The organism is Maridesulfovibrio sp. (assembly GCF_963678865.1).
Taxonomy (GTDB): Bacteria; Desulfobacterota; Desulfovibrionia; order Desulfovibrionales; family Desulfovibrionaceae; genus Maridesulfovibrio.
In genome coordinates this window covers 552249-563950 of the sequence record NZ_OY787459.1, presented here as the reverse complement: position 1 = coordinate 563950, position 11702 = coordinate 552249, and the positions used below count along the sequence as shown (strand labels likewise).

The following is an 11702-nucleotide window of genomic DNA, read 5'->3' as shown; positions in this document are numbered from 1 at the left end:
AACGGACATGGAAGGTCTTTAGATGTCGATCGTATTTTTCGTTGATGAAGTTGGCGCACGGGTTATTGAAAACACTCGCCACCGGCCTCAGAACTACACTATCGTGTATGACCCGAGACGTTATGAAAACCAACCGTGGCTTCACGTTACGGGCGTCCATGCAATCCCTCATCCTCCCAAAAATGAACGGCAGATATTTCTCGAACAATTGGGGTCCCCACAACTGGGGATTATTTGCTCCTATAGCCGAATATTATGGAAAGAATTGATTGATTTTTTTCCCATGGGAGTGGTGAATCTTCATGGCGGAAAGCTGCCGGAATACCGGGGTGCCAATACCCTGCAATGGGCCATAATTAACGGTGAAAAGAGCACTGCTGCGACGCTGCATTTTGTGGATAAAGGCGTGGATACGGGACCGGTCATTGATGCCGCCGAAGTTGTAATCGAAACAAATGATACCATGCTCTCCGTACTCGGCAAAATTCTGAATGCTTCAGTTTATCTTTTGGATATTTGGCTCCCCAGTCTTCTTCAAGGAAAAGTTCCCTCATACCCTCAGGATGAATCTAAAGCTCACGTGTGGCCTAGTCGCACTCCTGATGACGGACTTATTAACTGGTCGCAGAGCGATGAAGAAATTAGCCTTCTGATACGCGCCTTGGCTGCGCCTTGGCCGGGAGCTTTTTACTACACCAATGACAACAGGAAAGTTGTGATTGATCACGCTCTTTCGCCTTATGAAGTCGCTGAATTGAGGAAAAAGGTGGCAGGGGAATGATCTGAGAAGTAAGGCGGACCTGAAGATTCTGACCAATGATATAGTTCATTCATCAGTTATAGAAGGGGATTTCCTTAGTCCTGAATATGTACGGTCCCCATTGCTGACGTCTGGATAAACGGTAGGAATGTATTTTTAATGCTGTCTTTATATTTTTCCGCCACAGGATTGCCTTACGACCAGTCTGCTTTCAAGAACCACTCTTCGTGTAGGTCGTTTAGGATCGTCAATGCGTTTAAGGAGTAATTCACAGGCGGTCTGCCCAATGGCGTAAGTCGGTTGCGCAACTACGGTGATGGCGGGACGGGTCATGGAAGTCCAGATTGATTCATCGAAGCTTGCAAAAGCCACGGATTCAGGAACCGGCAATTCTTTATCTCTTATGGCTCTGAAAGCTCCAGCTCCAAGTCTGCCGTTACTGGTGATGATAGCTTGAGGAGGAGTCTCAAGATTCAATAATTCGGTGACAGCTTTATGGGCGGCCTGATCTGTGGGCGGAAGGGTCTTGGTTATTACGTTTTCTTTTGCAAGTCCCGCTTCCCGTACAGCCTCTTCGAATCCGGACTTACGCTGCTGTCCTGTGGCACTGTTTTCGCCGAAAAGAGCCGCAATGTGTTTGTATCCGTGCGCAAGCATATGCCTTGTTAATTCCACAGCAGCCTGATGGTTATCTATAAGAACCATGTCTGCTGCATATCCATTAACCTGTCGGTCGATAACAACTATGGGCGAGGTGTTATATCTCGTCAGTTCAAAGTTGTCGGAAAGTCGCAAGGTAGGGGCCAGGATAATTCCTGCAGCGTTTTCACTCTGCATCATTTCAAGGTACATACGTTCTTTTTCGTGATTTTCATCCGTGTTGCAGAAGATAACACTGTAATTGTTCTTTTGAGCTACATCCTCAACAGCTCTTGCTACCGAAGCAAAAAAAGGACTTTGAATATCGGCAACGATGAGTCCAATGTAAGTGGACTTTTTTGAGCGCAACCTTTGAGCCGCCTTGTCCGGTCTGTAATTGGTTTTGGCTACAATATTCAATACTTTCTCTCGGACTTCCTGCCGAACATTGGGTTTGCCTCCCAGAACTCGCGAAACAGTAGCGGTAGAAACTCCTGCAGCTTCAGCAATGTCTTTAATTCTCATGTGTTACCTCTTTTGTTACATAAAAATGTAATCGATTTCATAAAAAATTACAACTTTTTTAATGGCGAGAGACAGTATTTTCCTTCTAACAGGCTATTTAAAAAATACTTTTTGAGTTTTGGCGTTGTAAAACACCACCTATTTACAAGATTAAAATTGTATGTATAATAAAACCAAAATATTTACCCGCTGGGTAGAACGGGAATGATCAAGTTTTTTTGAAACAGATTGTAATCGATTACAAAAAAATTTCAAAAGTATGAATCGATACAGGAGGCAGGCATGATCAGCTTTGACCAGACGAGCATTGAGTTGGGAGCAACAGCTTCAGGTAAAATTGAAGCGATTGAAAAAGTAGGCAAAATTTTGGTGCGGCAGGGGTATATTGAGCCTGAGTATATTGAGAGTATGAAACGCAGGGAAGGCGTTGCAAATACTTTTCTTGGAAACGGCATATCCATACCGCATGGACTGCCCGAAAACAGGGATAAAATTATCAGGACCGGTGTGGCTGTTTTGCAGGTCCCGGAAGGCGTAGCCTGGAATCCCGGAGAAGTTGTAAATTTGGTCATAGGCATTGCTGCCAAATCTGACGAACATATTGAGATTCTGACCAACCTGACTCATGTACTTGATGATGAAGAGACTGTAGCCCGTCTTGTTGTGACCAGAGATGCTGCAGATATCGTGAGTGTGCTTAGCGGTGAATGCAAAACTGAATCCCGGCCGGCTCCGACTCTTGATGTAACTGATTTCGATTCATCTATTGATGTAACAATTATGGGCGAACATGGTTTGCACGCGCGTCCAGCAACCTTTTTTGTGGATATTGCCAAACAGTTCAATGCAGAAATTCAGGTTGAGTTTGATGGTCGGTCCGGCAACGGTAAAAGCCTTGCCTCCCTGCTCAAACTCGGTGTTTCCGGCGGAAAGACTATTCGTATTCATGCTAAGGGTTTTGATTCCGGAATTGCCTTGGCTGCGTTGAAGGATGCAGTGGATGCCGGTCTCGGTGAAGAGGCTGAGGAAGCTGTAGATAAGCAAATCGTGCATGGCTGGGTTCCTGTGAATGTAAAGAAAACAATTCCCGGATGTACTGCATCTCCAGGTCTTGCTTCGGGGCCGGTACATCAGCTGACTCAGCGGCGTATTGTGGTTGAAGCTTTGGCAAAAGATCCGCAGCATGAATCAGACGAATTGACTCACGCAATTAATGCTGCACGACAGAATCTGCATCATCTTTATGAAGAAGTACGTGCCAAATCCGGTGAACCGCGTGCGGCGATTTTCAAGGCACATGAAGCTTTCCTCGATGATCCTGAAATGTTGGCCGAAACCCATGATCTGATCCGCAAGGGTAAAAGCGCAGGCTACGCATGGCGTCAGGTTATTGAAGACCGTGTCCATGTAATGGAGCAGCATTCCGATGAGTTGCTTGCAGCAAGGGCAATGGATCTGCGTGATGTTGGACGGCGGGTGCTCAAGCATTTAGCCGGAATAGTTCAGGATGAACCTTTTACTCCAGAATCCCCGGTGATACTCATCGCTGAAGATTTGACTCCATCTGATACCGCTCAACTGAATCCTGCCTTCATACTTGGTTTCTGCACAGCCAGTGGCGGACCGACATCTCATTCTGCCATTATTGCCCGATCTCTCGGAATTCCGGCTATTGTGGGAGCCGGTCCCAGACTGCTTGAAATCTCTAATGACACTCTCGCGATTCTAGATGGAGATTCCGGCAACCTTTATCTTGAACCTTGTGAAGAGGATATCAAGACTGCAAACGAGACGAAGCTCCGGCTGGAAGAATTGCGTAATGAAGAATATCGGACCCGGTTCGAACCTGCTTTAACCACGGACGGTGAACGAGTTGAGGTTGTTGCCAACATCGGCAAGGTCAGCGAGGCGGAGAAGGCCGTTAATGCCGGCGGAGAGGGTGTAGGTCTCATGCGTACCGAATTTCTTTTTCTGGAACGGGATACTCCCCCGGATGAGGAAGAACAGTATCAGAATTATAGGGCAATGGTTGAAGCTCTCAACGGCTTACCTATCATTATCCGTACCCTTGATATCGGTGGGGACAAGGCTGTTTCATATCTGGATCTGCCGCCGGAAGACAACCCGTTTCTCGGTGAACGCGGAATCCGTCTTTGCCTGAATAGACCTGAAATGTTCCTGACCCAGCTTCGCGCTATCTATCGCGCTTCCAAGTACGGCCCAATCAGGATTATGTTTCCCATGATCGCAACACTTGAAGATCTTGATGCGGCAAAACGCCTTGCTGAGAAGGCCCGTATTGAGGTCGGTGCCGAGCCTGTGGAGATTGGAATTATGGTCGAAGTTCCGTCTGTTGCCGCTATGGCCCGTGAATTCGCCAGAGAAGTGGATTTTTTCTCTGTCGGTACCAACGACCTTACTCAGTATACCATGGCTATCGACCGTGTTCACCCGACTCTGGCCGCCAAGGCGGACAGCCTGCATCCGGCAGTGCTGCGTCTTATCGAGCAGGTAGTCAAAGCTTCAGACGAGGCCGGAATATGGACCGGCGTATGCGGAGGATTGGCCGGGGAGCCGCTCGGAGCAGCCATTCTGGCTGGTCTAGGCGTTAAGGAACTTAGCATGGTTGTACCGAGTATTGCCGCAGTAAAGGCCCATATGCGAGCCATAAGCATGGATTCGGCCCGTAAACTGGCGCAGAAAGCATTAGCCTGCCGCAACGGTAAGGAAGTGCGGGCTTTAAGTCTGCCTTAACGTGGAGAAGTACATGTCTACAAAGACAAATATTGTTACCGTGACTATGAATCCGGCCATTGATCTGGCCTGCAAGATTCCGGATTTCACGGCCGGAAAGGTTAACAGGGTCACGCAGTATCAGACTGATGCGGCAGGCAAAGGCGTAAACATAGCCGTTTTGCTGCGCAAGTTTGATCTGCCGGTAATTGTGACTGGATTTCTGGGGCAGGATAATGCCGGTATATTTGAAAAGTTATTCACGGAAAAAGGGCTTGTTGATGATTTTATCCGTGTTCCGGGTGAAACGCGTATCGGTATTAAAGTCCTTGATCCAAGTACTGAATCAACCACGGACATCAATTTTCCCGGCCTGTCTCCGGATGAGGAGCATGTTGAGGAATTGATGCGTAAGGTCGGAGAGTTGGCAGAGGAAGCATTGATAGTTGTAATCGGCGGAAGTCTTCCATCCGGTGTTTCTCCAGATGTTGTTGGGCGGCTGGTCGCTATCATCAAGAGCAAAGGAGCAAAAGCCGTTGTTGATACCAGCGGTTCTGCCTTGGTCAGTGCGATCAAGGCCGGTCCTTGGTTGATCAAGCCTAATGATGATGAGTTGTCAGAGTTGGTCGGGCGTCCGCTTAAGGATAGCCGGGACATTCTTGATGAAATGCGACGCATGAACAGGGCCGGAATTACCAACGTGGCTGTTTCCCTTGGAGCGCGGGGAGCCTTGTTCACAGACGGGGAAGAGGAACTTTTAGCTAAGCCTCCGAAAATAGAGCCTGTCAGTACTGTGGGAGCAGGTGATGCCATGATAGGCGGTCTGGTAGCGGGAGTTGCGTTCGGGCTTTCATTAAAGGAACGGGTGCGCCTTGCAACATCCATGTCTGCCGCTACTGTGGCTCAGGCAGGTCCCAGTCTGGAAAGGCTTGATGATGCTAAGGAACTGGAAAAACAGGTAATTGTTGAAGCGATAAACTTGTAAGGGAGAACTTTTATGTCAAAGATCGTTGCTGTAACAGCGTGTCCTACCGGCGTGGCCCATACCATTATGGCTGCCGAAGCCCTGAAGAAAGTCGGTGCCAGCATGGGACATAGTGTGGAAGTGGAAACTCAAGGGGCAGAAGGCGCAAAGGATGTCCTCAGTCAGCAGGCCATTGACGAGGCCGATGTGGTTATCATTGCCGCAGATATCCATGTGGACCCGGCCAGATTTCAGGGTAAGCCCATGCATGCGGTCTCTACCAGTGATGCTATTCGCAAGACAAAGGCAATTATTGAAAATGCCTTGAAAGAGGCTGAGGAATTCAGCGCACAGGAAGTGTCTTCTGCTTCCGATGGTGGAAGTAAATACATTGTCGGAGTTACTTCCTGCCCGACTGGCATTGCCCATACTTTTATGGCTGCAGAAGCATTGCGTAAGGCTGCCGAGGGTCTCGGTTATGAAGTCAAGATTGAAACTCAGGGTTCAGTGGGTGCCAAAAATGTTCTCACGGAAGAAGATATCGCCCGCGCCGATGCAGTTGTAATTGCAGCTGATGCATTTGTTGATCCCAAGCGTTTTGCCGGTAAGCCGCTTTATGAGACCGGAACCAAGGCTGCTCTCAGGGAAGGTGAGCAGGTCATCAAGTCAGCGTTAGCCGCTGTTCCTGTAGTTCATCAGGATCTTGCCGGACAGGTTGAGGACTTGAAGAAAGAGCGATCCGCAGCCCGGACCGGGCCATATCGCCATCTTATGACAGGTGTTTCCTACATGCTTCCGGTCGTTGTTGCCGGGGGGCTGCTTATTGCGCTGGCCTTTGCCTTCGGTGGTATTTACGCTGGAGACAAGCAAGGAACCCTCGGCTGGGCTCTTATGCAGATCGGTGGAGCAGGGGCGTTTTCCCTGTTTGTTCCTGTGCTCGGTGCATATATTGCGTATTCCATAGCCCAGAGACCCGGTATCACTCCCGGTCTGGTCGGCGGGCTGCTTGCCACCAATGTAGGTGCCGGATTCCTTGGCGGTATCGTTGCCGGGTTCATTGCCGGGTATCTTACCAAGTTTCTGAACGATAAGATCAAGCTCCCCCAAAATCTGCAAGGACTCAAGCCTGTATTGATTCTGCCATTTTTATCTACCCTTGTAGTCGGCTTGCTCATGATTTATGTAATTGGTCCGCCGGTAAAGATCGCTTTAACATCTTTGTCCGAGTGGTTGCAGTCCATGCAGGGAACGAGTGCTTTGGCCCTCGGGTTGCTGCTTGGAGCAATGATGGCCTTCGATATGGGTGGCCCGGTAAACAAGGCTGCATACACTTTTGCAGTAGGTCTGCTTTCCGCAAAGATTTACGGCCCCATGGCTGCAGTGATGGCTGCGGGTATGACTCCCCCGCTGGGTTTGGCCTTGGCAGCAAGCCTGTTCAAAAATCGCTTTACCGAAGATGAGCATGAAGCGAGTAAGGCTGCTTTCGTTCTGGGTATCTCTTTCATTACTGAAGGCGCGATCCCATTTGCTGCGCGTGACCCATTCCGGGTAATCCCATGCATCATGCTCGGTTCTGCTGTGACAGGAGCCATATCCATGACCATGAAGTGCACCCTTATGGTTCCTCATGGCGGGATTTTCGTTCTACCTATCCCTAACGCAGTTACCGGTCTGATTCCGTACACTATAGCTATCATCGTCGGAACAATAGTTACTGCCGGGGCTCTCTTCGTAGCCAAAAAGCCTATTGAGCAGACGGCATAATATTCAACTGAATCTGCTGATAAAAAAGCTCCCCAACTTAATTCTGAGTTGGGGAGCTTTTGTCTTGTATATTATATAATTGCTAGGTCAGGGATAAGTGGGTCTCTCCGGGATAATCATATGTTGAGCAGATAATGTCTGTTTATACTTCTTTTTGTAAAAATAGTACAAGCTTTGACTTCGTTTTCATCAGTCCTACGCTTTGGCTGATTATTTTTATAATTAAACAAACGTCTCTAGTTATGGTCTAACATTGCTTTTTCTTATCCTGTAATTAATAAATATGAATATGAAAGATAATCAAAATGGCTCTATAGGGCTTTACGGCGCAATAGCCATAGGCATTGGTGGTATGGTTGGAGGAGGTATTTTTGCTGTGCTGGGACTCGCTGTCTCAATGGCACATGGGGCAACTCCAATCGCTTTTGCTCTTGCAGGGAGTATTGCTCTGTTGACTGCTTTTTCTTACGCGAAGCTCTCAGTAGCCTTCCCCAGCCAAGGCGGTACGGTTGTATTCTTAGACCGGGCTTTTGGTCACGACAGCATTGTCGGAGGACTTAATTTTGTATTGTGGCTCAGTTATTTGGTTACCTTATCTCTCTACGCCACAGCTTTTGAATCGTATGCCAAGACTTTTTTCCCCCTAAATATGCAATCTGCGTGGTTGCATCATGGCCTTATCAGCGTGGCTATCATAGTTCCTGTGATCATAAATTTACTTGGTGCGGAGCTGATCAGTAAATCTGAAATATTGGTAGTTATGCTCAAGTTATTTTTACTTGGAATTGTTGTAGTTTCAGGATTCATGTATATACAGCCGGAGCGCCTTGCCATGTCGACATGGGCTCCAGCTTCTACTGTCATCCCTGCCGGAATGGTCATATTCGTCGCTTATGAGGGATTTGAGTTAATCGCCAATGCTGCGGAGGATATCAACAATCCTTCAGTCACCTTACCTCGGGCTTTTTACGGTTCAGTCGGGATCGTAATATTTTTATATCTTCTGGTCGCAGTACTTACCGTTGGAGTAGTACCGGAAAGTCTTGTTGCTTCCTCGAAAGATTATGTGCTCGCTGAAGCTGCACGGCCTGCATTGGGACAATTCGGTTTTGCTCTTGTAGGTGTAGCAGCAATGCTTGCGACTATCTCAGCTATTAACGCAACAATTTACGGTAGTGCCCGTTTGGGATTTATCCTTGCAAAAGATGAAGAACTGCCAGATATTATGGAGCGAAAAGTATGGGATCAGCCCTTTGGAATTCTGGTTGTCGGAGCAATTACTTTGTGTATGGCTAATTTATTGGAGATCGAATCCATAGCCGTGATTGCCAGCGCAGGATTCTTGTTGATATTTGCTGCTGTAAACCTGGCAGGAGCCAAGCTTGCTGGAAAGATTAACGCGAAAAGACTTCCTATGCTTATTGGTGCCGTCGTCTGTTTTGCTGTGCTATGCATTTTGCTGTGGCGTGCCGCTTTTGATAATTTGCCTGCCTGCCTGACATTCTTTGCTGTCCTTATCTGCGCGTTTCTGTTTGAGTTTGCAATGGCTAAATTTTCTAAAAACACAAAGCGCGCATGGCATAGTCTGCGTTAGCTTTAATGGTTCTGCAGAGTTTTTATCCAAGTTCAGATCTGTAACTTGTAGTATTTTCATGTAATAAATAAAAAAGGTGTTATTATGGGTTTTTTTAAGAGACTGAATAAACTTGTTCCCACTAGTGGTAAGGTGTCGGCTGTCTTTATCCCCTTGTTATTGTGGGGACTTTGGTGGGCCTATTCTGGTATTGGCTATATGTTATCCGTTACTGAGTGGCCTGAGATATCACCCTCTGTTTGTTCGGAGATCGTAGCGGTTAAGGCTGATCCTGCTTTTAACAATCCAAATATTTCTGAGTCTGATAAGGAACATCTTGAGACTTTGAAGGGTAGGGTGCTTGCGTTGGCTATTGTGTCCCGTTTGGAGGCCGAGTTGGCTGATGGGTGGACTCCGCAGTATCTGTTTGTGAATCCTAAATCTCATTTCGATAATGCGGTCAATCGTAAGCTTGGGGTTCTTACAGCGACAACTCTTTTGCAGAAGTTTTTCTCCACTACCATGGCAAAGTATGGTTCTATGGACCCTGAAAATAAGTGGATGCAAGAAGCTCGTGAGCGTGATTTTACGTATGGTCCTCGCATATGGGGGTTCTTTGAGAGATCTTCCAGCTCAGCGTATAAAGATGGCGTGGCTAACGTTCACAAATACGCCGATAAACTTATTGGCTTGAATTTGACCAATAAGAAGAAAGATGATGTCCGTGCTATTGTCAACATTAAGGCCAGTGAAATCTATGAGATGTTGACCTTCATACTTTCCAAAAACTTTATCGACGTTCCACTCGGTTGGCTCTCCGCACCTGGAGGATCGTTGTCATGGTCCGAGCTGGATGATCGTGTGTACTTCGCGCAAGGCATGACGTTGGTTCTTCGTGATGTAATTACTGTGCTGAAAGAACTGTATCCTGAGAAAATCACCAATGTGGACAAGGGTGGAACTCAGAACCTTGAAGAGGCTATGATAGCCATGAACAAGATCTGTACCTTCAACCCTGCTATTGTCTTGCGAGGCAAGGAAGATTCTATGTTCGCTGACCATCGAGGAAAGATGGCTCGCTATATGTTCACAGTGAGAGAGCGCTTGCTCGACGTGGCGGAGACCATCCGAAGATAAAGAAAGCAGGTGCGGCATTTCAGTTCTGCACTGAAAACCACTTAAAAAAAAGGGCTTACATCAAATATGATGTAAGCCCTTTTTTATTGCATAAATAAAGTTTTTCATAGGCTCGCACTTCCTTATCTATGCGGGTAACGAGCTTAACTATTTTATTGGTGAGAAGTTTGCCGCGAGCATGATTTTATTTTCCTGTTTTTCCAACATTTGCATTGCGTTGGGTAGAAACTTGGTTTGCCAGTCGCAATCCTCATAAAGTTTTTTACGGCTAACAGTTCTTTGATCCAAACTTTCATACCGCCACAAATGGACAACTTGGTTTAACTCACCAATCTCTGTAAACCAGTAACCGACTAGCTCTGCATATTTTCCAATAATGGGTAGCCCTACATCCTCAAAGAGTTTCATGTAGGCTGGAAGCATGCCAGGGTGTATTGTGTAAGTTCGCATTTCAAAATACATTTTTTTAAATTCTCCAGTAAGTTAGTTAATAGTTAGGTTATATTATATTTCTAAATAGCTATTATAAACTATCCAATTGCGCAGTTAGTTTTTCGTGAAATGGGAAATCCTTATTACAGCAAAGTTGCATCCCATGAAAAGGTCGAAAACTGAGTGTATTGATCTGAAATCTATTGAATAAAGATACTTGTGGTCAAATAATAAGTCTGATAGCATCAATTTAATCTTTGTGTAACTATTAGTTAATACTATTGATCTTGGTGTGACATATTACTTGATTTTATACGCGAATATGTGTTTCGTGCTACTTAATTTGTCTTAGTTTTATAAGGAATAGCAAAATATTATTTTTTTGTTTCTTAGTATCGAAATTTCAAGCTTTAAAGGATCAATTTCAAATGGATAGATTGAAGTCAAAGATCGAAAAATATTGGAACTGGCGTAGTTCAAGTTACGCTTTGGATATTGAGAAATCACCGGAAACGGAGAAGGCTTGGGATACGACCATAAAAACTTTGGCAAAGTCTGGTCAGAATCAAGATGCATTGGATATTGGTACCGGACCTGGACAACTTGCATTCTACCTTGCTGGAGCAGGTTTTAATGTAACCGGGGTAGATATATCTTCCCAAATGATTGCAAGCGCTCAAAAGAAGGCGGAAGAAATGCAACTTGGCATTGATTTTCGTACTGGTGACGCTGAGAAACTGGATTTTGAAGATAATAGTTTTGATGTCATTGTTTCCAGAAACCTTATCTGGACATTGCCAAATCCTGATCTGGCGTTGAAGGAATGGTACAGAGTATTGAAACCCGGTGGTCGAATTATTGTTTCAGATGGCTTCTGGAGTAACCAGACTTGGAGAAGGTTTTATGAAATACCAATAAATATGATAAAGAGTGTATTTCAAATGAAGAGTAGAATATCATTACGTTTTTTTCTTCATTACGCCAGTATGATGAAACATTTGCCTTTATATGAGGGTGTTAATAAAAACGAAGTACAAAATTTATTACAACATGCCGGGTTCAATGAAGTTTTATCTTGGGATATTGGACAGTACTTTAGAACAAACCCCTATGAATTTGATATGAGTATTAGACCAACGTTTTTTATCGTTTATGCAGACAAATAGCTGCACCTT

10 protein-coding genes are annotated in these 11702 nt (G+C 45.8%); 8 read left to right on the top strand and 2 right to left on the bottom strand.

All coding sequences use genetic code 11. The annotated features are described in order from the left end of the window. Positions 1-22 precede the first annotated feature (22 nt). Both ACKU41_RS02480 and ACKU41_RS02475 read left to right on the top strand, forming a co-directional pair. Complete coding sequence (locus tag ACKU41_RS02480; protein WP_321403923.1) at positions 23-781, top strand: formyltransferase family protein; 759 nt, start codon at positions 23-25, stop codon at positions 779-781. A 1-nt stretch (position 782) separates the two neighbouring features. Then, on the top strand, positions 783-899 hold the full coding sequence (locus ACKU41_RS02475) for a DUF4172 domain-containing protein (RefSeq protein WP_407944427.1): 117 nt from the start codon (positions 783-785) through the stop codon (positions 897-899). Positions 900-928: 29 nt separating this feature from the next. Here the strand turns inward: ACKU41_RS02475 and ACKU41_RS02470 are convergent, their stop codons facing one another. Continuing rightward, complete coding sequence (locus ACKU41_RS02470) at positions 929-1924, bottom strand: LacI family DNA-binding transcriptional regulator (protein ID WP_319779622.1); 996 nt, start codon at positions 1922-1924, stop codon at positions 929-931. Positions 1925-2206: 282 nt separating this feature from the next. Between ACKU41_RS02470 and ptsP the strand changes: the two genes are divergently transcribed. From ptsP to ACKU41_RS02445, 5 genes are all read left to right on the top strand, one after another. Then, positions 2207-4678 carry a phosphoenolpyruvate--protein phosphotransferase gene (gene ptsP, locus ACKU41_RS02465; protein WP_321403921.1) on the top strand — a complete coding sequence of 824 codons (2472 nt, stop codon included), beginning with the start codon at positions 2207-2209 and terminating at the stop codon, positions 4676-4678. A 13-nt stretch (positions 4679-4691) separates the two neighbouring features. Next, positions 4692-5642, top strand: a complete 951-nt coding sequence (gene pfkB / locus ACKU41_RS02460; protein WP_321403919.1) for a 1-phosphofructokinase — start codon at positions 4692-4694, stop codon at positions 5640-5642. 12 nt (positions 5643-5654) lie between these two features. After that, the gene (locus ACKU41_RS02455; protein WP_321403918.1) at positions 5655-7385 is read left to right on the top strand and encodes a PTS fructose-like transporter subunit IIB; all 1731 of its coding nucleotides are present in this window, start codon (positions 5655-5657) and stop codon (positions 7383-7385) included. Positions 7386-7668: 283 nt separating this feature from the next. Beyond that, complete coding sequence (locus ACKU41_RS02450; RefSeq protein ID WP_321403917.1) at positions 7669-8979, top strand: APC family permease; 1311 nt, start codon at positions 7669-7671, stop codon at positions 8977-8979. Positions 8980-9063: 84 nt separating this feature from the next. Beyond that, positions 9064-10095 carry a hypothetical protein gene (locus tag ACKU41_RS02445; protein WP_321403916.1) on the top strand — a complete coding sequence of 344 codons (1032 nt, stop codon included), beginning with the start codon at positions 9064-9066 and terminating at the stop codon, positions 10093-10095. A gap of 147 nt (positions 10096-10242) precedes the next feature. On the opposite strand, the gene ACKU41_RS02440 is transcribed toward ACKU41_RS02445, so the two are convergent. After that, positions 10243-10557, bottom strand: a complete 315-nt coding sequence (locus ACKU41_RS02440) for an NIPSNAP family protein (RefSeq protein ID WP_319760133.1) — start codon at positions 10555-10557, stop codon at positions 10243-10245. A 398-nt stretch (positions 10558-10955) separates the two neighbouring features. Here ACKU41_RS02440 and ACKU41_RS02435 point away from each other — a divergent pair, with 398 nt between their 5' ends. Next, the gene (locus tag ACKU41_RS02435) at positions 10956-11693 is read left to right on the top strand and encodes a class I SAM-dependent methyltransferase (protein ID WP_321403914.1); all 738 of its coding nucleotides are present in this window, start codon (positions 10956-10958) and stop codon (positions 11691-11693) included. The last annotated feature ends 9 nt before the right edge of the window (positions 11694-11702 follow it).